This window comes from Streptomyces acidicola (genome assembly GCF_009377235.1).
GTDB lineage: Bacteria > Actinomycetota > Actinomycetes > Streptomycetales > Streptomycetaceae > Streptomyces > Streptomyces acidicola.
Window position 1 is genome coordinate 1 of sequence record NZ_VMNX01000144.1, and the last position, 23,556, is coordinate 23,556.

The following is a 23,556-nucleotide window of genomic DNA, read 5'->3' on the forward strand; positions in this document are numbered from 1 at the left end:
TTGTATAAGAGACAGCCCCCGTTCTGCCCCCGACACCTCCGTGCGAGGACGGTTCGTATGCGACCTGCGCCCACCCCACTCAGATTCGGCTACGGCACCAACGGCTTCACGAACCACCGTCTGGCCGACATCCTCGCCGTTCTCGCCGACCTCGGCTACGACGGTGTGGCCCTCACTCTCGACCACGCGCACCTCGACCCGTACGCCGACGACCTGAGCCGACGCGTGGCCGTGCTCGCCCGGAACCTGGCTCGGCACGGGCTGGACATCACGATCGAGACCGGTGCGCCCTACCTCCTGAACCCTTGGGGCAAGCACCTGCCCACGCTGATGTCGGACGGCTCCGAACTCAGGATCGACCTGCTGCGGCGCGCCCTGCGCATCGCCGCCGACCTCGGCTCGCCCACCGTCCACCTGTGCAGCGGCCCCGCGCCCGACGGGCTGCCGGAGGAGGACACGTGGAAGCGCCTCGCGGCCGGCGTAGAGACGGTCCTTCAGACGGCGGAGCGGTACGGGGTGGCGCTCGCCTTCGAGGCGGAGCCGTACATGTTCGTCGACACCGTGGAGCGCTGCCTGGACCTCGCCGAACGCGTCGGCGGGCACGAGCTGTTCGGGATCACCCTGGACGTCGGGCACGCGCACTGTGTGGAGGAGCGGTCCGTACTCGACTGCGTGCGCCTGGCCGCCCCACGGCTGCGGAACACACAGATCGACGACATGTGCCGTGGCATCCACCAGCACCTGGAGTTCGGCACCGGCGAGATCGACTTCCCTTCGGTGCTGGCCGCTCTGCGCGATCTCGGCCACCGTGGCCTGGTCTCGGTCGAGATCCAGGGCGGGGCACTCGACGCACCCGACGTCGCCCGCCGCTCGATCGAGTTCCTGCGCGCGGCGGCGGGATAGGCACGAAGCCGCCCCTGCGCGGCGGGCCCCGACGGGTGGACGGCCTCGGCCGTTATCGACCCCCGGGCTGGTAGACGCGCTGGTATAGAGGCCCCATGACCGCCATCACGCTCATCCAGGGCGACATCACCCAGCAGTCCGTCGACGCCATCGTCAACGCGGCGAACTCCTCCCTCCTCGGCGGCGGAGGCGTCGACGGCGCCATCCATCGCCGGGGCGGCCCCGCCATCCTCGCCGAGTGCCGTGACCTGCGGGCCTCCCGCTACGGCAGGGGCCTGCCCACCGGCCAAGCGGTCGCCACCACGGCGGGCAACCTGGACGCGCGCTGGGTGATCCACACCGTGGGCCCGCGATTCACGCGGGAGGAGAACCGTTCGGAGCTGCTGGCCTCCTGTTACAGGGAGTCGCTGAGGATCGCGGACGAGCTGGGCGCCCGTACGGTCGCGTTCCCGGCTGTCTCCGCCGGGATCTACGGGTGGCCCATGGAGGACGCCGCCCGGATCGCGGTGGAGACGGTGCGGGAGTCGGTGCGGGAGACGGAGTCGGCCATCGAGGAGGTCAGGTTCGTGCTCTTCGACGAGCAGGCATACGAGGCGTTCGCCAGGCATGTCCGGTGACGCCGGTCGTTCTCCGGTTCGCCTGGGGCACCTGCCCCCCTGGGGCACATGACAACGTCCGGGCCGGCCCACGCGGGCCGACCCGGACGGCACGATCAAACGGTCGTGATCAGACGTTCGTGATCAGATCCTCATGATCCGACCGCCGTGATCAGATCCGGACTCAGGCGACGTCGAACCGGTCGAGGTCCATGACCTTGGTCCATGCCGCGGCGAAGTCCTTCACGAACTTCTCCTTCGCGTCATCGCTCGCGTAGACCTCGGCGAGCGCGCGCAGCTCGGAGTTCGAGCCGAACACGAGGTCCGCGCGGGTGCCGGTCCACTTGACCTCGCCCGTGGCCGCGTCGCGGCCCTCGAACGTGTCCTGGGCCTCGGACGTCGACTTCCACTCCGTACCCAGGTCGAGCAGGTTGGCGAAGAAGTCGTTGGTCAGCGTGCCCGGGGTGTCGGTGAAGACGCCGTGCGCGGACTGGGCGTGGTTGGCGCCCAGGACACGCAGACCGCCGACGAGGACCGTCATCTCCGGACCGCTCAAGGTGAGCAGGTTCGCCCGGTCGAGCAGCAGGTACTCGGCCGGCAGACGGTTGCCCTTGCCCCGGTAGTTGCGGAAGCCGTCGGAGGTGGGCTCCAGCGCGGCGAAGGACTCCGCGTCGGTGTGCTCCTCCGTCGCGTCCACACGGCCCGGAGTGAAGGGCACCTCGATGTCGTGGCCGGCGTCCTTGGCCGCCTTCTCCACCGCAGCCGAGCCGCCCAGCACGATCAGGTCCGCCAGGGACACCTTCTTGGCGCCGGAGTTGAACTCCTGCTGGATGCCCTCGAGGACGCGCAGGACCTGGGCGAGCTCGTCGGGGTTGTTGACCTCCCAGCCGCGCTGCGGCTCCAGGCGGATGCGGGCGCCGTTGGCACCGCCGCGCTTGTCGCTGCCGCGGTATGTCGAGGCCGACGCCCACGCCGTGCTGACCAGCTGCGAGACGGTCAGGCCCGAGTCGAGGAGCTTGGCCTTGAGGGCCGTGACGTCGGCGGCGTCGATGGCCTCGCCCTCGGCCTGAGGCAGCGGGTCCTGCCACAGCAGGGTCTCCTCCGGGACCTCCGGGCCGAGGTACAGCGACTTCGGGCCCATGTCGCGGTGGGTCAGCTTGTACCAGGCGCGGGCGAAGGCGTCCGCGAACTCCGCGGGGTTCTCGTAGAACCGGCGGGAGATCGGCTCGTAGATCGGGTCGAAGCGCAGCGACAGGTCGGTGGTGAGCATCATCGGGCGGTGCTTCTTCGACGAGTCGTGCGCGTCCGGAACGATCTCCGGGGCGTCCTTCGCCACCCACTGGTTGGCGCCGGCCGGGCTCTGGGTGAGCTCGTACTCGTACTCGAAGAGGTTCTTGAAGAACCCGTTGCTCCACTGGGTCGGGGTCGTGGTCCAGGTGACCTCCAGGCCGGAGGTGATGGCGTCCGCGCCCTTACCCGTGCCGAAGGTGCTCTTCCAGCCCAGGCCCTGCTCCTCGATCGAGGCGCCCTCGGGGGCCTCGCCCACGTGGTCGGCCGGGCCCGCGCCGTGGGTCTTGCCGAAGGTGTGGCCGCCGGCGATCAGGGCGACGGTCTCCTCGTCGTTCATCGCCATGCGGCGGAACGTCTCACGGATGTCGCGGGCCGCGGCGATCGGGTCCGGATTGCCGTTCGGGCCCTCCGGGTTGACGTAGATGAGGCCCATCTGGACGGCTCCGAGCGGGTTCTCCAGCTCGCGGTCGCCGGTGTAGCGCTGGTCGTCGAGCCAGGTGGTCTCGGGACCCCAGTAGACGTCCTCCTCGGCCTCCCAGACGTCCGCGCGGCCGCCGCCGAAGCCGAAGGTCTCGAAGCCCATCTGCTCCAGCGCGACATTGCCCGTGAGGACCATCAGGTCGGCCCAGGACAGGCTCTGGCCGTACTTCTTCTTGACCGGCCACAGCAGACGACGGGCCTTGTCGAGGTTGCCGTTGTCCGGCCAGCTGTTGAGGGGGGCGAAGCGCTGCTGGCCGGCCCCGGCACCGCCGCGGCCGTCGCTGATCCGGTAGGTGCCCGCGCTGTGCCAGGCCATGCGGATCATGAGCGGGCCGTAGTTGCCGAAGTCGGCGGGCCACCAGTCCTGGGAGGTGGTGAGGACCTCGGCGATGTCCTGTTTCACGGCCGCGAGGTCGAGGGACTTGAACGCCTCGGCGTAGTCGAACTCCTCACCGAGAGGGTTCGCCACCTCGGGGTTCTTGGCAAGGATCTTCAGGTTGAGGCGCTCCGGCCACCACTGACGGTTGCCTCCGCCCTGCGTCGGGTGCGCGGCGCGCCCGTGCGCGACCGGGCAGCCACCTGTGCCCTCGGCCTTGGGGTCGGTGACGATTGCATCAGGGTTCTCAGCCATGGGAAACCTTCCGGACTAGGTGGATCACTGTGCTCAGATACCACGCGGGGTTGAACAGTCGGGGCACACGCCCCAGTAGATGACCTCGGCCTCGTCGATCGAGAAGCCGCGGTCGTCGGCTGCGGTCAGACAGGGGGTGTGGCCGACCGCGCAGTCGACGTCGGCGACGACACCGCACGACCGGCACACGAGATGGTGATGGTTGTCCCCGACGCGTCCCTCGAACAGGGCCGGGCTCCCGGGGGGTTCGATGCGGCGTACGAGGCTTGCCGTGGTGAGTGCGTGGAGCGCCTCGTAGACGGCTTGCAGGGAGATGTGGCCCACGCGCTCGCGTACCCCCGCGGCGATCGCCTCGACATCGAGGTGGTCGCCATCACGGACGGTTTCGAGCAGCGCGACGCGGGCGGCCGTCACCCGCAGGCCGGCACCGCGCAGCTCCTCTGCGGTGGTCGGGGTCTGGGGTGCAGTCATGGCTCCAAACCTACCTGCACAAACACGAATGATTCAAGGTAATGAATGGTCCAAGTATGGCGTGGCGGGTTTGGGTGATATTTGCCCCAGTATGGTACGGCCCGCAGTGGCAGTGGCAGTGGCAGTGGCAGTGGCAGTGGCAGTGGCTGTGTGCAGGTGCGGCTGAGGGTGCCTGCCGTGGCCTCCAGGCGGCGGTAACAGGGAGTACGCGGCGGGAGGAGGGATTGCGGCGGCCGGGCCCGGGTGTGTTGCCCTGAGGTCGGGCGGGACGCCGTGTCCGTCCCGCCCGGCCGTCACCGTGGTGGCAGGCAGTGGTCGTGCGGCTCGACCGCGCCCCAGACGCGGCGCCCGATGTCGCGGAGCTGTCTCTGTTGCGCCTTGGTGAGGGGGTCGAAGACGAAGCGGCGTACCGCCTCCGCGTGCCCCGGCGCGGTCGCCACGACCTTGTCCCAGCCGGACTCCGTGAGGGTGGCCAGGGTGTAGCGGCCGTCGTCCGGGTCCGGGGCGCGGCGCACCCAGTCGTTCCGCTCCAACCGCTTGACCAGGTGCGAGAGACGGGACAGTGACGAGCCGGTGTACCCGGCCAACTCGCTCATCCGCAGCGTGCGTTCCGCTGTCCGGGAGAGCATCGCCATCACCTGGTACTCGACGTGGCTGATCCCCGCGTCCCGTTGCAGCTGTGCGTCGAGAGCGCCCGGCAGCCTGATCAGTACGCCGGCGAGAGCGTGCCACGTCTCCGTCTCGTCGTCGCTCAGCCAGTGTGGCTGCTCCGGTGTCTCCATGCTCGGGGGTCAGTCCCCTTCAGGCGCGTCGCTGATCCCCAGGCGCAGGTGCTCCACGTGGTACACGGCCTGGTCGAGCAGCTCGGCGACATGGTGGTCGTGCAGCGCGTACACCACCGAACGGCCTCGCCGCTCACCGACCACCAGTCCGAGGTTGCGCAGCAGGCGCAGTTGGTGCGAGCACGCGGACTGCTCCATGCCCACCTCGGCCGCCAACTCCGTCGCGGGCAGCGGCCCTTCGCGCAGCCGCGCGAGGATCAGCAGGCGGGACGGGGTGGAGAGGGCCTGGAGGGTCGTGGCCACCTTCGCGGCGTTGGCCGCGTCGAGGCGTACGCGAGGGGTGGCGTCCTGCGCGGCGGTGACAGCTCCATGACCCATGGGGGACATCCTACCCATCACCCTTGAAGAAATGAACGACTCTTCATGTGTTCCTGTATGGTGCTCGGGTGTCCACCACTCTTGCCCCACCACCGGTTCGCCCGTCCGCGCCCTCGGCGCCCGGCCGCCGTACCCGCGTCCTCGCCCTGCCCGAGGCCCGCTGGGCCCTCGCCTCGACCCTCGCCTTCCTGCTCGCGCTCCCGCTGGACCTGACCGGCGCCCCCGCCTGGCTGTACGGGCCGCTCTACGTGATCGCGTACGCGGCCGGCGGCTGGGAACCCGCCCTCGAAGGGCTGCGCGCGCTGCGCGAGAAGACGCTCGACGTCGACCTGCTGATGATCGTCGCGGCACTCGGCGCGGCCGCGATCGGGCAGGTCCTGGACGGTGCGCTGCTGATCGTCATCTTCGCCACCTCCGGCGCGCTGGAGGCCCTGGCCACCGCCCGCACCGCCGACTCCGTACGAGGTCTGCTCGACCTGGCCCCGACGACGGCCACCCGGCTGTCGGCGGACGGCACCGTCGAGGAGACCGTCCCCACGGACCAACTGGCCGTGGGGGACGTCGTCCTGGTCCGCCCCGGCGAGCGCATCGGCGCCGACGGACGCGTGCTGGAGGGCGAGAGCGACGCCGACCAGGCGACCATCACCGGCGAACCCCTGCCCGTACCCAAGGCCCCGGGCGACGAGGTCTTCGCGGGCACCCTCAACGGCACCGGCGCGCTGCGTGTCCGCGTGGAACGCGACCCGGCCGACTCCGTGATCGCCCGCATCGTCACCCTCGTCGAGGAGGCGTCGGAGACCAAGGCGCCGACCCAGCTCTTCATCGAGAAGGTCGAACAGCGCTACGCCGTCGGCGTGGTGGCCGCCACGCTCGCCGTCTTCGCCGTCCCGCTCGCCTTCGGCTCCGACCTCACCAGCGCCCTGCTCCGCGCGATGACCTTCATGATCGTCGCCTCGCCGTGCGCGGTGGTCCTGGCCACCATGCCGCCGCTCCTCTCCGCCATCGCCAACGCCGGACGGCACGGTGTGCTGATCAAGTCGGCCGTGGCGATGGAACGGCTCGGCGAGATCGACGCGGCGGCGATCGACAAGACGGGCACCCTGACCGAGGGCACGCCGGAGGTCACCGAGGTACGGCCGCTGCCCGGCTCCGGACTCGACGAGGACGCCCTCCTCGCGCTGGCCGCGGCCGCCGAGCACCCCAGCGAACACCCGCTGGGCCGCGCCGTCGTGACGGCCGCCCGCACCCGCGGCCTGAGCCTCGCCCCCGCGGCGGACTTCGCGGCCGTGCCCGGGCAGGGGGTGAGCGCCACGGTCGAGGGGTGCAAGGTGACGGTCGGGCGTGCGGGGGAGTGCGCCGACGAGACCAGCGGGACCATGATCCTCGTCGTACGCGACGGGACCCCCGTCGGCACCCTCACCCTCACCGACCGTCTCCGTCATGACGCCCCCGCCGCCATCGTCGCGCTGACCGCCGTCACCGGCACGTCCCCTGTCCTGCTCACCGGCGACAACCGGGCCGCCGCCGCGCAGGTGGCCGCGGACACCGGCATCACGGACGTGCGCGCGGGCCTCCTGCCCGAGGGCAAGGTGGATGCGGTACGGACCCTCCAGAGCGACGGGCGCAAGGTGCTGTTCGTCGGCGACGGCGTGAACGACGCGCCCGCTCTCGCTGCCGCACACTCCGGTGTGGCGATGGGGCGGGCCGGGTCCGACCTGGCGCTGGAGACCGCGGACGCGGTCGTGGTGCGCGACGAGCTGACCGCGATCCCGGCGGTCGTACGGCTGTCGCGGACCGCCCGTCGGCTGGTCGCCCAGAACCTGGTCATCGCCGGGGCGTGCATTGCCGTGCTGGTCGTGTGGGACCTGGCGGGGAATCTGCCGCTGCCGCTCGGTGTGGCCGGGCACGAGGGGTCGACCGTGCTGGTGGGCCTGAACGGGTTGCGGCTGCTGCGGGAATCCGCTTGGCGGAAGGCGGCGACGGGCGCCTGAGGAGGAAGGGCGCCGGGCGCCTGAGAAGGAGGGTCTGTATGTCGACGTAGGGCTGCGGGCATACCTCTGCCGACACACCTCGGTTCCAGGTCGCCCGCACCTTCATGTCGGATTCCTGCCAGCCATGCACCCTCCCCGTCCCCGATCCTGGATTCATGCGGAACGGAATGCACACGGACGTCGAGCGTTGCGTGCGTGCCGTGCAGTCGAAGGACGCACGGTTCGACGGGTGGGTCTACACGGCCGTCCTGACCACGCGGATCTACTGCCGCCCGAGCTGCCCGGTGGTGCCGCCCAAGCCGGAGAACATGACGTTCTACCCGAGCGCGGCGGCCTGCCAGCAGGCAGGGTTCCGGGCGTGCAAACGGTGCCGCCCGGACACCAGCCCCGGCTCCCCCGAGTGGAACCAGCGCGCCGACCTCGTGGCCCGCGCGATGCGGCTCGTCGCGGACGGGATCGTGGACCGCGAGGGCGTGCCCGGGCTCGCCCGGCGGCTCGGCTACAGCACCCGCCAGATCGAGCGGCACCTCCTCGCCGAGCTGGGCGCCGGGCCGCTCGCGCTCGCCAGGGCCCAGCGGGCGCAGACGGCGCGGCTGCTCATCGAGACGACCGCGCTGCCGATGGCGGAGATCGCGTTCGCGGCCGGATTCGCCTCGATCCGTACCTTCAACGACACCGTGCGGGAGGTCTACGCCCTGTCGCCGAGCGACCTGCGCGAGCGGGCCGCCAAACGGTCAGGCACCCCGCCGGTGCCCGCCGGCGACTCCTCCGGGACCCCGGGGGTGCTGGCCCTCCGCCTCCCCTTCCGGGCCCCGCTCAACCCCGACAACCTCTTCGGCCACCTCGCCGCCACCGCCGTACCCGGTGTCGAGGAGTGGCGCGACGGGGCGTACCGCCGAACCCTGCGCCTCCCGTACGGCCACGGCATCGTCGGGCTCACTCCTGCCCCCGACCACATCGCCTGCCGTCTCACCCTCAGTGACCTGCGCGACCTGCCCGTTGCCATCAGCCGCTGCCGTCGCATGCTCGACCTGGACGCGGATCCGGTGGCCGTGGACGACCAGTTGCGCACGGACCCGGTGCTGGCGCCGCTGATCGACAAGGCCCCCGGCCGCCGGGTGCCGCGCACCGTCGACGAGGCCGAGTTCGCCGTACGGGCCGTGCTCGGACAGCAGGTCTCCACGGCCGCCGCCCGCACCCACGCCGCCCGCCTGGTCACCGCGCACGGCGAGCCCGTGGACGACCCCGAGGGCGGCCTCACCCACATCTTCCCGTCCCCGGAGGCGCTCGCGGACCTCGACCCCGAGTCCCTCGCGATGCCCCGGACCCGCCGCACGACGTTCACCACGCTCGTCCGCCACCTCGCGGACGGCACCCTCCACCTGGGCGTCGACAGCGACTGGGAGCAGACGCGCGCCGAACTCCTGGCCCTGCCCGGCTTCGGCCCCTGGACGGTCGACGTCATCGGGATGCGCGCCCTCGGCGACCCCGACGCGTTCCTCCCCACCGACCTCGGTATCCGGCGTGCCGCACAGGAGTTGGGGCTGCCGTCGACTCCGGCCGCACTCACGGCCCGCGCGGCGGCCTGGCGTCCCTGGCGGGCGTACGCGGTCCAGTACCTGTGGGCGACCGACAGCCACCCGATCAACTTCCTTCCTGTATAGGGATGTTCACCATGACTTCTGCAACGTCCACACCTTCTGCGACTTCTCCGACGACTGTGACTGCCACGAAGCAGCACACCGTCATCGACAGCCCCTATGGCCCTCTCACCCTCGTCGCGGACGAAGGCGTCCTGTGCGGCCTCTACATGACCCACCAGCGCCACCGCCCGCCGGAGGAGACCTTCGGCCCGCGCGACGACACCCTCTTCGGGGAGGCGGAGGACCAGCTGAAGGCCTATTTCGCCGGTGAGTTGAAGAAGTTCACTCTCGAACTGCGGCTGCACGGCACCCCGTTCCAGCGCAGAGTCTGGGAACAGCTCACGAGGATCCCTTACGGCGAGACCCGCTCGTACGGAGACCTCGCCGACGCCCTCGGCAACCCCGGGGCGTCCCGAGCGGTCGGTCTGGCCAATGGCAAGAACCCCGTCGGCATCATCGTCCCCTGCCACCGCGTGGTCGGCTCCGACGGCAGCCTCACCGGATACGGCGGCGGCCTGGAGCGCAAGCAGCGCCTGCTGGACTTCGAACGGGGAACGGCCCTCTTCTGAGGGCCTGCGCGGCGGGCGGGGCCGTCACGGCAGGGGGTCTTGACGGCCGGGCCGCTCACCCGCTCGCGGCGCCGAACCTGCGCAGCACCTCCGGCAGGGCGGTCCCGATCGGCTCCCGAACGACCTCGTCCGCGCGGTCGTCGTACGGCGTCGGCTCGGCGTTGACGATGATCAGCCGTGCCCCGTGGTCGGCGGCGACACCGGCGAGCCCGGCGGCGGGCTGCACCTGGAGGCTGGTGCCGACGGCGATGAACACCTCGCACGCCTTGGTGATCGCGACCGCCTCGCCCAGCACCAGGGGATCGAGCCGCTCGCCGAACATCACGGTCGCCGTCTTCAGGATCCCGCCGCACTCCAGACACGGGGGATCGGCCTCACCGGCCTCGACCCGGGCGAGCGCGTCCTGAGCGGGAACCCTGGTGTGACACTTCGTGCACACGACGGTCCGTGCGGTGCCGTGCAGTTCGAGGACCTTGCGGGCGGGCATCCCGGCGAGCTGGTGCAGCCCGTCCACGTTCTGCGTGATCACCCGCACCGGCACCCCGGACCGCTCCAGCTCGGCCACGGCCCGGTGCGCGGCGTTCGGCTCGGCCCGCAGTACCCGGTTCTTCCGCCGCATCTGCCACGACCGCTGCCGGATCTCCGGATCGCCCATGTAGTACTCGTACGTCACGAGCTTCTCCGCCTCCGGATCCCGCCGCCACAGCCCGCTGGGGCCGCGGTAGTCGGGGATCCCGGAATCGGTGGAGATGCCTGCGCCACTGAGGAGGGCGACGAGGGGCTTCTTCATGGGCCCGAGGGTAGGACGCCCGCCCACGCGTGGCGAACGGATATCGCCGCCCCGTGGCCGTCCGCTGGCCGCCTCGGGCTCAGCCCACCCGGTTCCCGTTCTCCAGCTCGGCCGTCCCCGTGTTCTGGGCCAGGACCTCCAGCGCGGCGAGCACACGGCGGCCGAGGGCACCGGGGAGGTAGGTGGCCAGTTCGTCAGGCTTCACCAGGCGCCAGGACAGCAGTTCCTCCTCCTGGAGCCGGATCGCCTTGAGGTCGTCCTCGCCGAGGACCCCGCCGTCGTACAGGTACGCCACCAGCGGCGGCCGGGCCGTTCCGTGGACCCAGTCCACAGCGAGCAGGCGCCCCAGCTCGATGTCCAGCCCGATCTCCTCGGCGGTCTCGCGCCGGGCGCCCTGGCGTGGGGTCTCGCCGGTGTCCGACTCGATCGTGCCCCCGGGAAGCGCCCACCCCTCCCGGTAGTTGGGCTCCACGAGCAGCACCCGCCCCTCGGTGTCCCGGAAGAGCGCGGCGGCCCCGGCGAGGACGCGGGGGAGGCCGGCGATGTACGTGGCGAAGTCTGGAGTGGTCATTCGGGAAGGGTAACGACCCTCGGCGACTCCACCGGGGCGCGAGAGGGGGCGAAAGGAATCAGTGCGGGGCGCAGCTCAGCGCGCCGTTTCCGCGAACGGCCCTCGGCCTGCGTTCTCCACGAACGGCCCTCAGCCTGAGTTCTCCGCGAACGGCCCTCAGTCCGCCGTCCGGGCCAACCGCACCGTGCGCTCCGCCAGTTCACTGATCCGTGCCCCGTCGAACCCGAACACCGCGCTGCGGACCGTGTCCTCCAGGGGGTCCTTCCACTGTGGGGGGATCGCCTCCGCGCCGCACAGGACGCCGGCCACCGAGCCCGCGGTGGCGCCGTTCGAGTCGGTGTCGAGGCCACCGCGGACGGTGAGGGTGATCGTGCGGGTGAAGTCGCCGTCGCCGTACAGGAGGCCGGCGGTGAGGACGGCGACGTTGGGGATCGTGTGGATCCAGCCGAGGCCGGAGGTCTCCTCGGACAGGGTGACCAGGGTGTCCTCCCAGCCCAGTCCCGTCGCGTGCAGCGAGAGGACCCGGCGCACCGTACGGGACAGGCGGCTGCTCGCCGGGATCACCGTGAGCGCGGTGTCGAGCGCCGAGCGCACGGTCGGCGCGGTGAACGCGGCCGCGATGAGCGCGGCCGCCCACATCGCGCCGTACACGCCGTTGCCGGTGTGCGACAAAACCGCGTCACGGCGGGCCAGCGCGGCCGCTTGGTGGGGGACGCCGGGGCGGGTCCAGCCGTGGACGTCGGCGCGGATCAGCGCGCCGATCCACTCCTGGTAGGGGTTCTCGTACGTGGCGGTGAGCGGCGGTTTGAGGCCGTTCGCGAGATTGCGGTACGCGGCCCGCTCGGCGGTGAACGTCTGCAGAAACGGCAGCCGCAGCAGCCACAGGTCGCCGACCTGGTCGGTGCTGAAGCCGAAGCCGTACGTCTCCAGCAGGTCGAGGCCGAGGATCGCGTAGTCCACGTCGTCGTCGCGGCAGCTGCCGTGGATACGGCCGCGTACGCACTGGCGCCACTCCGGCCGCAGTTCGAGGCCGTCGCTCTCGTCGGCGGGCTCGGGGAGGTAGTCGGTCAGCGGCAGGGCCCCGGCCTGCCGCAGGTAGCGGTCGATGCGGTCCCGCGTCCAGTGGTCGCCCTGCTCGACCGGTTTGCCGAGCATGTTGCCCGCGATCCGGCCCAGCCAGCCCCCGAGGACGCGGTCGGCGAGGTCAGTGCCCTGAGGGGTCATACGTCCGGTTTACCGAATCCGGCGCGGTTCCGCCCGGCCGGCCTCCTCGTTCGCCGCGTCGGACTCCCCATACCGGGCTCGCGTCAATCTCGGTACCGGGCCCGCGTCAACTTTCGTCCGTGTGCGCGGCGGCATGGGATGTTCGCCTGGTTTACTGCCGGGCGTCCGTTTGGTTCCGGACGGTAATCGTCCGCCTTCGCGCCAGGAGTGTCATGACCTTGATGCGCCGTACGATCATGCTCGCGGCCCTGTCCCTCGCCGTCCTGTTCGCCGCCGTCCCGGCCCACGCGGCCGCCGCCGAGCCTCTCGTCCAGTCCGGCGACGTCTACGTCCTTACCGGGGACTACGACATCCTGGAGGACGTCATGGAGCACATCAGCATGCCCAGCGGCGACGGCAACGCCATGATGCACCAGATGTACGACCACAGCGGTGCCTCCGTCCCGGAGTGAGCCCCTGCAGGGCCCAGGGGGACCCCGCGACGGGGGGCGTCCACCCTGGGCAGTGACCCCTGTCACCGGTTAGGGTCCTTGCGGCGCGACTGCCTTGACGTGCGCAAGGCCCGAAGAGCAAGGGGAATTCCAGGTGACGGGAACTGCGCGGGTGCTGATCGCCGCGGACAAGTTCAAGGGCTCACTGACGGCCGTGCAGGTCGCACAGCGGGTGACGGCGGGCCTGCGGCGGGTCGTGCCCGAGGTCGAGGTCGAGGCGCTGCCCGTGGCCGACGGCGGCGACGGGACGGTGGACGCGGCGGTCGCGGCCGGGTTCGAACGCCGGGAGGTACGGGTCACCGGCCCTCTCGGCGAGCCCGTCATGGCGGCGTACGCGCTGCGCGGCGACACCGCCGTCGTCGAGATGGCCGAGGCCAGTGGGTTGCAGCGACTGCCCGCCGGGGTCTTCGCGCCGCTGACCGCGACGACGTACGGCTCGGGCGAACTGCTGCGTGCCGCGCTGGACGCGGGGGCCCGGACGATCGTGTTCGGCGTGGGCGGGAGCGCCACCACGGACGGCGGCTCGGGCATGCTGGCCGCGCTCGGGGCACGCTTCCTCGACGCCGACGGAGAACCCGTCGGACCCGGGGGCGGAGCACTGAGTGCCCTGGCCGTCGCCGATCTGTCGGGCCTCGACCCGCGGCTCGCCGAGATCGAGTTCGTGCTGGCCAGCGACGTGGACAACCCGCTGACCGGACCCAAGGGCGCGCCCGCCGTGTACGGGCCGCAGAAGGGGGCGACCCCGGACGACGTGGCGGTGCTGGACGCGGCGCTGGGTCACTTCGCGCAGGTCCTGGAACAGGCGATCGGCCCACGCGCGGCCGAGTACGCCACCTCGCCCGGTGCGGGCGCGGCGGGCGGCATCGGGTACGGCGCCCTCATCGTGGGCGCCGGTTTCCGTCCGGGCATCGAGGTCATGCTGGATGTGCTGGGCTTCGCGCCCGCGCTGGAGCGGGCCACGCTGGTGATCACCGGTGAGGGCTCCCTGGACGAGCAGACCCTCCACGGCAAGGCGCCCGCGGGCGTCGCCGCGGCCGCCCGCGCCGCGGGCAAGGAGGTCATAGCGGTCTGCGGCCGCCTCGCGTTGTCGCCGGAGACCCTTCACCGGGCGGGCATCCGCCGCGCCTACCCCCTGACCGAGGCCGAGCCCGACGTCCAGCGGTGCATCGCGGAGGCCGGCCCGATCCTGGAGTCCGTGGCGGAACGGATCGCGCGGGACCTGCTGACCTGACGAGGGGGCGACGACCGCTCCCGGCCGACCGCACCGGACCGTACACGACGAGGGCCCGAACCACAGTGGTTCGGGCCCTCGTCACGATCGGACGTCCAGCGGACGGCTACGGCAGCTGTGCCGCCCTGGCCTCGCGCCGGTTGTCGCGGAAGTTGTTCACCCGACGAGCCGTGGCGAACAGCGGGATGACCGCACCCATGACCAGCTGCAGCGCACAGCCCGTCTGGAGCAGCAGCTGACCGCTGGGGGCGTCGAAGGCCCACGCGGCCAGGAGCCCCATGCTCAGCACGATCCAGGAGAGCATCGCCACCGCGAGGCGCCCCCGCGGCTTCGGGTACTCGACCCGGCTCACCATCAGCCACGCCGTCCCCAGGATCGCCAGCAGCGTCGCCACGAACGGCAGCTCCAGCAGGATGATCGAGACGACCGTGAGCGCGCCGAACGGAGACGGCATGCCCTGGAACGTGCCGTCCTTCACCGTCACGCACGAGAAGCGGGCGAGTCTCAGCACCACCGCGAGCAGCACGACGACGGCTCCCACCGTCGCCACCCGCTGGTACGCGTCGTCCGCGACCATGCCGTAGACGAGGACGAAGTAGGCCGGCGCCAGACCGAAGCTGATCAGGTCGGAGAGGTTGTCCAGCTCCGCGCCCATCGGCGACGACCGCAGCTTGCGCGCCACGAGGCCGTCGAACAGGTCGAAGACCGCCGCGCACAGCATCAGGATGACCGCCGTGGCCGCGCTGTTGCGGGCCATGCCGGATTCCTGGCTGCCGGTGAGGTGCGGGATGAGGATGCCGGTGGTGGTGAAGTACACCGCCATGAAGCCGCACGTGGCGTTGCCGAGCGTCAGAGTGTCCGCTATCGACAGGCGCAACGACAGCGGCATCTCCTCCTCGTCGTCATCCTCCGCGTCCGGCACCCAGCCGGCCTTTGTATCGGGATCAATCACGGTCAATGCGAGTCACCCCAGCCACGGTCTTCTGTCCGACCTCGACCGCGATCTCGACGCCCTCGGGGAGGTAGATGTCGACGCGCGAGCCGAAGCGGATCAGCCCGATGCGGTCACCCTGCTCGACCTTGGTGCCCTGCGGGATGTACGGGACGATACGGCGGGCGACCGCGCCGGCGATCTGGACCATCTCGATGTCACCGAGCTCGGTGTCGAAGTGCCAGACGACGCGCTCGTTGTTCTCGCTCTCCTTGTTGAACGCCGGAACGAACCCGCCCGGGATGTGCTCGACCGACGTGACCGTGCCGGAGAGCGGCGCGCGGTTCACGTGGACGTTGAGCGGGCTCATGAAGATCGCGACGCGGGTGCGGCCGTCCTTCCACGGCATGATGCTCTGCACCACACCGTCGGCGGGCGAGATGACTCGGCCCTGGGCGATCTCGCGCTCGGGGTCGCGGAAGAACCACAGCATGCCGGCCGCGAGGGCGGTGGCCGGTACTGCCACGGCCTTGGCGGCGCCGGAGCGGCGTGCGCGGACCAGGCTGATGGCTGCGGTGGCGACGGTCGGGAGAAGCCACGGCGATGCTCCGCGCGCGAGGCGTACGCCGGCCAGGCTGTCGCGTGGTGCAGAGGTTTGGCTGTGGGGCATGGATGACCTTCGTAGCGGATGATGCCGCGCTGTGACTGGGGACGGCGGCTTTTCCGGGATCGTACCGGTCGCGGGCCACAACTGGGCAAGCCAGGAAGCCGAGTCGGCGGCTGAAGACCGTTGACAGGGTGTGATCTTCTTCTCGAAGAAAACACCCCTAAACGGACGTCTAGCCCTGGAATCGATATTCTTCGAGCAGCCTGCGCCCGATGATCATTTTCTGGATTTCGGCGGTGCCTTCACCGATCAGCAGCATCGGTGCCTCACGGTAGAGACGCTCGATCTCGTACTCCTTGGAGAAGCCGTAGCCGCCATGGATCCGGAAGGCGTCCTCCACGACTTCTTTGCAGTATTCGGAGGCGAGGTACTTCGCCATCCCTGCTTCGAGGTCGTTTCGTTCTCCCGAGTCCTTTTTGCGAGCTGCGCTGACCATCATGGCATGGGCGGCCTCGACCTTGGTAGCCATCTCCGCCAGCTTGAACTGAATCGCCTGGTGCTGGGCGATCTGCTTGCCGAAGGTATGCCGCTGCTGGGCGTACTGGATGCCCAGTTCGAACGCACGCTGAGCGACGCCACAGCCACGCGCCGCCACATTCACGCGGCCCACCTCGACGCCGTCCATCATTTGGTAAAAACCTCGGCCGGTGGTGCCGCCGAGCACACGATTGGCCGGAATGCGCAGTCCGTCCATGATGAGCTCGGTCGTGTCGACGCCCTTGTAGCCCATCTTGTCGATCTTGCCGGGGATGGTGAGCCCGGGGCGGACCTCACCGAAACCGGGCTCCTTCTCGACGAGGAAGGTCGTCATCGACCTGTGGGGCGCCGCGGCCGCCTCCGCAGGGGAGTGTCCTTCGTCACTCCGCACGAGGACGGCAACCAGGGTTGACGTTCCGCCGTTCGTGAGCCACATCTTCTGGCCGCTCAGGACGTACTCTCCCCCACTCTCGGCTGCGCTCGAGCGGGAGGTGCCCCCATCGTCCTTCACCGCCTTGGACGTGATGGCCGCCACATCCGAGCCCAGCCCCGGCTCCGACATCGAGAAGGCGCCCCGGACCTCGCCCAGCGCCATCTTCGGCAGGAAGGTGTCCTTCTGCTCCTGCGTGCCGTGCTGCTTGAGCATGTACGCCACGATGAAGTGGGTGTTGATGATGCCGGACACGGACATCCAGCCGCGGGCGATCTCCTCCACACAGAGGGCGTACGTGAGGAGGGACTCGCCCAGTCCGCCGTACTCCTCGGGAATCATCAGACCGAACAGACCCAGCTCCTTCAGGCCGTCGACGATCTGCTGCGGGTACTCGTCGCGGTGCTCCAGCTCGGTCGCGACCGGGATGATCTCCTTGTCGACGAAGTCCCGGACGGTGGAGAGGATCTCCTGCTGGACGTCGGTCAGACCGTGGGTCTGGGCGAGTCGCGCCATGGCTACTTCTCCTGTGCGTTCGGCTCAGGGCGGCCGGGCTGCTCGCCGCCGCGCTCCTTGATGTATGTCTCGGTGGGCACCATCACCTTGCGGCGGAACACGCACACGAGCGTGCCGTCCTGCTTGTAGCCCTTGGTCTCGACGTGGACGATGCCGCGGTCGTTCTTCGACTTGGACAGCCACTTGTCGAGCACGGTCGTCTCGCCGTAGACCGTGTCGCCGTGGAAGGTCGGCGCCACGTGTCTGAGCGACTCGATCTCCAGGTTGGCGATCGCCTTGCCGGAGACGTCGGGCACGGACATGCCGAGCAGGAGCGAGTAGATGTAGTTCCCCACGACGACGTTCCTGCCGAAGTCCGTCGTCTTCTCCGCGTAGTTGCTGTCCAGGTGGAGCGGATGGTGGTTCATCGTGAGGAGACAGAACAGGTGGTCGTCGTACTCCGTGACCGTCTTACCGGGCCAGTGCTTGTAGACCGCCCCGACCTCGAACTCCTCGTAGGTGCGCCCGAACTGCATGGCGTTACGCGTCCCCTCTGGTCGGCCTAGTCGGCGGGAATCTCGAACGTGCTGGTGCGCCGCATACCGGCGGCGCGGCCCTTGCCCGCGATGACCAGCGCCATCTTGCGGCTGGCCTCGTCGATCATCTCGTCGCCGAGCATCGCCGAGCCCTTCCTGCCGCCCGCCTCGGACGTGCAGTACTCGTACGCGTCCAGGATCAGCTCGGCGTGGTCGTAGTCCTCCTGGGAGGGCGAGAAGATCTCGTTGGACGCCTCGACCTGGCCCGGGTGGAGCACCCACTTGCCGTCGAAGCCGAGCGCCGCGGCGCGCTGCGCGACCTCGCGGTAGCCGTCGACGTTGCGGATCTGGAGGTAGGGGCCGTCGATCGCCTGGAGGTTGTTGGCGCGGGCGGCCATCAGGATCTTCATCAGGATGTAGTGGTAGGCGTCCGCCGGGTAGCCGGGCGGCTGCTCGCCCACGACCAGCGACTTCATATTGATCGACGCCATGAAGTCGGCCGGGCCGAAGATGATCGTCTCGACGCGCGGCGAGGCCTGGGCGATCTCGTTGACATTGTTCAGGCCCTGGGCGTTCTCGATCTGCGCCTCGATGCCGATCCGCCCGACCTCGAAGCCCATCGTCTTCTCGATCTGGGTGAGCAGCAGGTCCAGGGCGAGGACCTGCTGGGCGTCCTGCACCTTCGGCAGCATGATGCAGTCCAGGTTCGGACCCGCGCCCTCGACGACCGTGATGACGTCGCGGTACGTCCACTCGGTCGTCCAGTCGTTCACGCGTACGACCCGGGTCTTGCCGGTCCAGTCGCCCTCGTTGAGGAACTTCACGATCGTGTGCCGCGCCTCGGGCTTGGCGAGCGGGGCGCAGGCGTCCTCCAGGTCGAGGAAGACCTGGTCGGCGGGGAGGCCCTGGGCCTTCTCCAGGAAGCGCGGGTTGCTTCCGGGTACCGCGAGGCAGGAACGCCGCGGACGAAGACGGTTGACAGAAGGAAGAGGCGCGGCGGAGCCGCTCGTCAGAGGGGTGGTGGCGGGAGACGGGCGGGCGGTCATGCGGGGACCTCCAAGGGGTCGAGCTTGTTGGCCTTGCGGATCTCGTCGACGATACGGCCGATGATCCCGGTGATGTCGAAGTCCTTCGGGGTGAAGACCGCGGCCACTCCAGCGGCCCTGAGCTGCTCGGCGTCGCCGTTCGGGATGATCCCGCCGGCGATCACCGGGATGTCGGGCGCACCGGCCTGACGCAGCCGCTCCAGCACGTCCGGCACGAGCCGCGTGTGTGAACCGGAGAGAACCGACAGGCCGACCGCGTGCACGTCCTCGGCCAGGGCTGCGTCCACGATCTGCTCGGGGGTGAGCCGGATGCCTTGGTACACCACCTCGAACCCGGCGTCCCGGGCCCGCACGGCGATCTGCTCGGCCCCGTTGGAGTGTCCGTCCAGGCCGGGCTTGCCGACGAGGAAGCGCAGCTTGCCCACGCCCAGGTCCCGGGCGGTGGCGTCCACCCCCCGGCGGACCTCCGCCAGCCCGCTGCCCTCCTCGGCCGTCATCGCGACCGGCGCCGAGGAAACGCCGGTCGGCGCCCGGAACTCCCCGAACACCTCCCGCAGGGCCCCGGCCCATTCACCGGTCGTGATCCCGGCACGGGCACACTCCAGGGTGGCCTCCATGAGGTTGTCCTCGCCCTGGGCGGCCTCCTTCAGCCGCTCCAGCGCCACCCGCAGGCGTGGGTCGTCGCGGGTGGCGCGCCATTCCTGGAGGGCTCGTACGACACGTTCCTCGACCGCGGGGTCGATCGTGTGGATGGCCGTGTCCAGATCGGCCGTCAGCGGGTTCGGCTCGGTCGTCTCGAAGATGTTGACGCCGACGATCTTCTCCTCACCGGACTCGATCCGGGCCCGGCGGGCCGCGTGCGAGGCGACGAGCCGCGACTTCAGATAGCCCGACTCGACGGCGGCCATCGCACCGCCCATCTCCTGGATGTGTTCGATCTCCGCGAACGACTCCTCGACCAGCCTGGCGACCTTCGCCTCGATGACGTGCGAGCCCTCGAAGATGTCGTCGTACTCCAGCAGGTCGCTCTCGTGCGCGAGCACCTGCTGGATGCGCAGCGACCACTGCTGGTCCCAGGGCCGGGGCAGGCCCAGCGCCTCGTTCCAGGCGGGCAGCTGGACGGCACGCGCGCGGGCGTCCTTCGAGAGCGTCACGGCCAGCATTTCGAGCACGATCCGCTGGACGTTGTTCTCGGGCTGGGCTTCCGTCAGACCCAGCGAGTTGACCTGGACGCCGTACCGGAAGCGCCGCTGCCGGGGGTCCTCGATGCCGTACCGCTCGCGCGTGATGCGGTCCCAGATGCGGCCGAAGGCCCGCATCTTGCACATCTCCTCGACGAAGCGGACGCCCGCGTTCACGAAGAAGGAGATACGGGCGACGACCTCGCCCATGCGCTCTTGCGGCACCTGACCGGAGTCACGGACGGCGTCCAGCACCGCGACGGCCGTCGACATCGCGTACGCGATCTCCTGGACCGGTGTGGCACCGGCCTCCTGGAGGTGGTACGAGCAGATGTTGATCGGGTTCCACTTCGGGATGTGGGAGACCGTGTACGCGATCATGTCCGTGGTCAGACGGAGCGAGGGGCCGGGCGGGAAGACATGCGTCCCCCGCGACAGGTACTCCTTCACGATGTCGTTCTGTGTCGTCCCCTGGAGCCTGGTGACGGCCTCCTCATCGAGTCCCTGCTCCTCCGCGACGACCTGGTAGAGCGCCAGCAGCCACATGGCCGTGGCGTTGATGGTCATCGAGGTGTTCATCTGCTCCAGGGGGATGTCCTGGAACAGCCGGCGCATGTCACCCAGGTGCGAGACCGGCACCCCGACCCGGCCGACCTCGCCGCGGGCGAGGACGTGGTCGGGGTCGTATCCGGTCTGCGTCGGCAGGTCGAAGGCCACCGAGAGACCCGTCTGCCCCTTGGCGAGGTTGCGCCGGTACAACGCGTTGGACGCCTCGGCCGTGGAGTGACCGGCGTAGGTCCGCATCAGCCACGGCCGGTCCCTTTCCCTGGGTTCCTGCCGGCTGCGTTCCCCTGTCTTCGTCTCTTTCATGTCTTTCATGAAGGGACCTCAGACGTTCCGGAAGCGGTTGATGGCGTCGATGTGCCGGGCGCGCTTCTCCGCGTCGCGCACGCCCATGCCCTCGCGCGGGGCCAGCGTCAGTACACCGACCTTGCCCTGGTGGAGGTTGCGGTGCACGTCGTAGGCGGCCTGGCCGGTCTCCTCCAGCGAGTAGACCTTCGACAGCGTCGGGTGGATCCTGCCCTTCGCGATCAGCCGGTTGGCCTCCCAGGCCTCGCGGTAGTTGGCGAAGTGCGAACCGATGATCCGCTTCAGGGACATCCACAGGTAGCGGTTGTCGTACTCGTGGGTGTAGCCCGACGTGGAGGCGCAGGTGACGATGGTGCCGCCCTTGCGCGTGACGTAGACCGAGGCGCCGAAGGTCTCGCGGCCGGGGTGCTCGAAGACGATGTCGACGTCCTCGCCGCCGGTCAGCTCGCGGATGCGCTTGCCGAAGCGCTTCCACTCCTTGGGGTCCTGGGTGTGCTCGTCCTTCCAGAACCGGTAGTCCTCGGCGTTGCGGTCGATGATCGCCTCGGCACCCATGGCCCGGCAGATCTCCGCCTTCCGCGGGCTGCTCACCACGCAGATGGGGGTGGCGCCACCGGCCAGCGCGAACTGTGTGGCGTAACTGCCGAGCCCGCCGCTCGCGCCCCAGATCAGCACGTTGTCGCCCTGCTTCATACCGGCGCCGTTGCGGGAGACGAGCTGCCGGTAGGCGGTGGAGTTGACCAGGCCCGGAGCGGCGGCCTCCTCCCAGGTGAGGTGGTCCGGCTTGGGCATCAGCTGGTTGGACTTCACCAGGGCGATCTCGGCGAGTCCGCCGAAGTTGGTCTCGAAGCCCCAGATCCGCTGCTCGGGGTCGAGCATCGTGTCGTTGTGGCCGTCGCTGGACTCCAGCTCGACCGACAGACAGTGCGCGACGACCTCGTCACCGGGGTTCCAGGCGTTGACGCCGGGGCCGGTGCGCAGGACCACGCCCGCGAGGTCGGAGCCGATGATGTGGTACGGCAGGTCGTGGCGCTTGGCGAGCTCGCTCAGCTTGCCGTAGCGCTCCAGGAAACCGAAGGTCGGCAGCGGCTCGAAGATCGACGTCCACACCGAGTTGTAGTTGACCGACGAGGCCATGACCGCCACCAGGGCCTCGCCCGGACCCAGCTCCGGCACCGGCACGTCGTCCAGGTGGATCGACTTGCGCGGGTCCTTGTCGCGGGTGGTGAGCCCGGTGAACATCTCCGTCTCGTCCTTGTGCACGGTGATGGCGCGGTACGACTCGGGGAGCGGCAGAGCGGCGAAGTCGGCGGACGTGACCGCGGCGGAGCCGCCTGATGTCACGGTCTGCGACTGGATCGCGTCCAGGATTTCCTTCACGGTGTTGCCTCCGGCGACGAGCGTCCTGAGGGAAGACGCTGCTGAGGGTTACGTCGGGTGCTGCTGAGGGTGTGCCGTCGGTTCGGCGGAAGGGTGGTGTTCCGGCAGCGCTTTGTGGCGCGGAGGGTGCCTGTGACGCAGGCGTCCGGGCGCGCCGGCCGGATGGCCGACGGGGACAGTCGGCGTACGAAGGATCTCTGTACGCCGATCGCCCGGACACCCTCACGGTATGGCACCCCGTGTCACCTCGCAAGGCACTGGGTGCCAGAAATTGCTCTCAGGTGAATTATTTACGCGACAAATGAGCGATGATCGATCGACGGCCGCCCGAATATCGGCGGAAAATCCGGCGACGCCTCAGACACCTCACGCCGCTGCCGTTGTCCAGCACGACGAGAACGGCTCCGCTGCCGCCCGTCCTGCCGTAGCAGATCCGTGCGCAGCGGAGCCGTGAGCTCGATGCAGTGGGTGGGCCGGCAGCCGGTCGCCGTGCGACGTCCGGCATACGCAGCAGTTCCGTCGGCAACTCCTCGGTGCTGACCGGCCGTTCGGGGCCACGGGTGACGATCGGGCCCGCGACGCCGACGCTGCCGGTCAGCGGCTCCTCAGGGCCTCCTCGATGGTCTTCATGACCTCGTCCAGCGGTGCGTCGGTCCTGGCCACCGTCACCAGTACCTCGCCCTGCGAGGAGACCGACGCCGGGACCCGGGAGGTGTGGGGCGTGGGCTCGTGCCGGCCGACCCCGATCCCCGTGCCGAACGTCCTGCGGACGATCGCGAAGGCGTGGTCCAGTTGTGCCTCCACGTCCCCCTGTCCGTCGGCGCGCAGCCAGCGGCGCAGTACGTGGTTGTGCGCGGTGACGACCGCGGACGCGGCGACCTCGGCCAGCAACGGGTCGTCGTTGGCGTCGTCGTCGTGGGCGTGCTCGTCGAAGTGGCCCAGCAGGTACCGGGTGAAGAGCCGCTCGTAGCGGGCGACCGACGCGATCTCCGCCTCGCGCAGGGTGGGGACCTCCCGCGTGAGCTTGTAGCGCTGCACCGAGATCTCCGGCCGGGCCGCGTACATCTTCATGACTTCCTTGATGCCGCGGCACACGGTGTCGAGCGGGTGCTCGTGGGCGGGCGCCGCGTTCAGCACGGCCTCGGCACGGACCAGGGTGTCGTCGTGGTCGGGGAAGATCGCCTCTTCCTTGGAGCGGAAGTGACGGAAGAAGGTGCGGCGGGCGACTCCGGCGGCCGCCGCGATCTCGTCGACGGTGGTCGCCTCGTACCCCTTGGTCGCGAACAGTTCCATCGCCGCGGCCGCCAGTTCCCGGCGCATTTTGAGCCGTTGGGCGGCGGCGCGACCGCCCGCGGCGCTTTCCGGAGCGTCGGGCGCAGCTGGTGTACGTGAGGACTTGGCGGGGTGGGACATGACCCGAACGTACTGCATCGGCGCAGCATGATGCGCGGATCCGCCGATCACCCGCACTCGGGAGCAGGGGGAGCAGGGGGAGCAGGGGG

At 70.1% G+C, this 23,556-nt stretch carries 22 protein-coding genes; 7 read left to right on the plus strand and 15 right to left on the minus strand.

Annotation, left to right across the window (positions count from 1 at the left end):
* Positions 1-57 precede the first annotated feature (57 nt).
* Complete coding sequence (locus FPZ41_RS30035) at positions 58-903, plus strand: sugar phosphate isomerase/epimerase family protein (protein ID WP_152866791.1); 846 nt, start codon at positions 58-60, stop codon at positions 901-903.
* A gap of 95 nt (positions 904-998) precedes the next feature.
* On the plus strand, positions 999-1,520 hold the full coding sequence (locus tag FPZ41_RS30040; RefSeq protein WP_152866792.1) for an O-acetyl-ADP-ribose deacetylase: 522 nt from the start codon (positions 999-1,001) through the stop codon (positions 1,518-1,520).
* 163 nt (positions 1,521-1,683) lie between these two features.
* Here the strand turns inward: FPZ41_RS30040 and katG are convergent, their stop codons facing one another.
* From katG to FPZ41_RS30060, 4 genes are all read right to left on the minus strand, one after another.
* Positions 1,684-3,900 carry a catalase/peroxidase HPI gene (gene katG / locus FPZ41_RS30045; RefSeq protein WP_152866793.1) on the minus strand — a complete coding sequence of 739 codons (2,217 nt, stop codon included), beginning with the start codon at positions 3,898-3,900 and terminating at the stop codon, positions 1,684-1,686.
* A 33-nt stretch (positions 3,901-3,933) separates the two neighbouring features.
* Positions 3,934-4,371 carry a Fur family transcriptional regulator gene (locus FPZ41_RS30050; RefSeq protein WP_131564092.1) on the minus strand — a complete coding sequence of 146 codons (438 nt, stop codon included), beginning with the start codon at positions 4,369-4,371 and terminating at the stop codon, positions 3,934-3,936.
* A 293-nt stretch (positions 4,372-4,664) separates the two neighbouring features.
* The gene (locus FPZ41_RS30055) at positions 4,665-5,153 is read right to left on the minus strand and encodes a MarR family winged helix-turn-helix transcriptional regulator (RefSeq protein WP_152866794.1); all 489 of its coding nucleotides are present in this window, start codon (positions 5,151-5,153) and stop codon (positions 4,665-4,667) included.
* A 9-nt stretch (positions 5,154-5,162) separates the two neighbouring features.
* Entirely contained in the window at positions 5,163-5,531 is a 369-nt protein-coding gene (locus FPZ41_RS30060) for an ArsR/SmtB family transcription factor (RefSeq protein WP_152866795.1), read from the minus strand.
* 68 nt (positions 5,532-5,599) lie between these two features.
* Between FPZ41_RS30060 and FPZ41_RS30065 the strand changes: the two genes are divergently transcribed.
* From FPZ41_RS30065 to FPZ41_RS30075, 3 genes are all read left to right on the plus strand, one after another.
* Complete coding sequence (locus FPZ41_RS30065) at positions 5,600-7,522, plus strand: heavy metal translocating P-type ATPase (protein WP_322620899.1); 1,923 nt, start codon at positions 5,600-5,602, stop codon at positions 7,520-7,522.
* A 155-nt stretch (positions 7,523-7,677) separates the two neighbouring features.
* Positions 7,678-9,186, plus strand: a complete 1,509-nt coding sequence (locus FPZ41_RS30070; RefSeq protein WP_152866796.1) for an AlkA N-terminal domain-containing protein — start codon at positions 7,678-7,680, stop codon at positions 9,184-9,186.
* A gap of 56 nt (positions 9,187-9,242) precedes the next feature.
* A complete protein-coding gene (locus FPZ41_RS30075) occupies positions 9,243-9,734 on the plus strand; it encodes a methylated-DNA--[protein]-cysteine S-methyltransferase (RefSeq protein ID WP_407698836.1) in 492 nt (163 codons plus the stop codon).
* Positions 9,735-9,789: 55 nt separating this feature from the next.
* On the opposite strand, the gene FPZ41_RS30080 is transcribed toward FPZ41_RS30075, so the two are convergent.
* The 3 genes from FPZ41_RS30080 to FPZ41_RS30090 form a co-directional block, all read right to left on the minus strand.
* Positions 9,790-10,524, minus strand: a complete 735-nt coding sequence (locus tag FPZ41_RS30080) for an SIR2 family NAD-dependent protein deacylase (protein ID WP_152866798.1) — start codon at positions 10,522-10,524, stop codon at positions 9,790-9,792.
* Positions 10,525-10,603: 79 nt separating this feature from the next.
* Complete coding sequence (locus tag FPZ41_RS30085) at positions 10,604-11,095, minus strand: NUDIX domain-containing protein (protein WP_152866799.1); 492 nt, start codon at positions 11,093-11,095, stop codon at positions 10,604-10,606.
* A 156-nt stretch (positions 11,096-11,251) separates the two neighbouring features.
* Complete coding sequence (locus tag FPZ41_RS30090; protein WP_152866800.1) at positions 11,252-12,319, minus strand: ADP-ribosylglycohydrolase family protein; 1,068 nt, start codon at positions 12,317-12,319, stop codon at positions 11,252-11,254.
* 212 nt (positions 12,320-12,531) lie between these two features.
* On the opposite strand from FPZ41_RS30090, the gene FPZ41_RS30095 reads away from it, so the two are divergent.
* Positions 12,532-12,771, plus strand: a complete 240-nt coding sequence (locus FPZ41_RS30095) for a hypothetical protein (protein WP_152866801.1) — start codon at positions 12,532-12,534, stop codon at positions 12,769-12,771.
* 151 nt (positions 12,772-12,922) lie between these two features.
* Positions 12,923-14,041, plus strand: coding sequence for a glycerate kinase (locus FPZ41_RS30100; RefSeq protein WP_322620900.1), 1,119 nt, complete (start codon positions 12,923-12,925; stop codon positions 14,039-14,041).
* A gap of 106 nt (positions 14,042-14,147) precedes the next feature.
* Here the strand turns inward: FPZ41_RS30100 and pssA are convergent, their stop codons facing one another.
* The 8 genes from pssA to FPZ41_RS30140 form a co-directional block, all read right to left on the minus strand.
* Positions 14,148-14,930, minus strand: a complete 783-nt coding sequence (pssA, locus tag FPZ41_RS30105) for a CDP-diacylglycerol--serine O-phosphatidyltransferase (protein ID WP_152866809.1) — start codon at positions 14,928-14,930, stop codon at positions 14,148-14,150.
* A 55-nt stretch (positions 14,931-14,985) separates the two neighbouring features.
* Positions 14,986-15,642 carry a phosphatidylserine decarboxylase gene (locus tag FPZ41_RS30110; RefSeq protein WP_152866803.1) on the minus strand — a complete coding sequence of 219 codons (657 nt, stop codon included), beginning with the start codon at positions 15,640-15,642 and terminating at the stop codon, positions 14,986-14,988.
* 169 nt (positions 15,643-15,811) lie between these two features.
* Positions 15,812-17,062 carry an acyl-CoA dehydrogenase family protein gene (locus FPZ41_RS30115; protein WP_152866804.1) on the minus strand — a complete coding sequence of 417 codons (1,251 nt, stop codon included), beginning with the start codon at positions 17,060-17,062 and terminating at the stop codon, positions 15,812-15,814.
* Between the two features lie 2 nt (positions 17,063-17,064).
* Positions 17,065-17,577, minus strand: coding sequence for a MaoC family dehydratase (locus FPZ41_RS30120; RefSeq protein ID WP_152866805.1), 513 nt, complete (start codon positions 17,575-17,577; stop codon positions 17,065-17,067).
* Between the two features lie 26 nt (positions 17,578-17,603).
* Complete coding sequence (locus FPZ41_RS30125) at positions 17,604-18,623, minus strand: HpcH/HpaI aldolase/citrate lyase family protein (protein ID WP_152866806.1); 1,020 nt, start codon at positions 18,621-18,623, stop codon at positions 17,604-17,606.
* Positions 18,620-20,674 carry a protein meaA gene (locus tag FPZ41_RS30130; RefSeq protein WP_152866810.1) on the minus strand — a complete coding sequence of 685 codons (2,055 nt, stop codon included), beginning with the start codon at positions 20,672-20,674 and terminating at the stop codon, positions 18,620-18,622. The genes FPZ41_RS30125 and FPZ41_RS30130 overlap by 4 nt, the downstream gene beginning before the upstream one ends.
* Before the next feature lie 18 nt (positions 20,675-20,692).
* Positions 20,693-22,054, minus strand: a complete 1,362-nt coding sequence (gene ccrA / locus FPZ41_RS30135; RefSeq protein ID WP_407698837.1) for a crotonyl-CoA carboxylase/reductase — start codon at positions 22,052-22,054, stop codon at positions 20,693-20,695.
* 594 nt (positions 22,055-22,648) lie between these two features.
* On the minus strand, positions 22,649-23,467 hold the full coding sequence (locus FPZ41_RS30140; RefSeq protein WP_228023063.1) for a TetR family transcriptional regulator: 819 nt from the start codon (positions 23,465-23,467) through the stop codon (positions 22,649-22,651).
* Between the last annotated feature and the right edge of the window lie 89 nt (positions 23,468-23,556).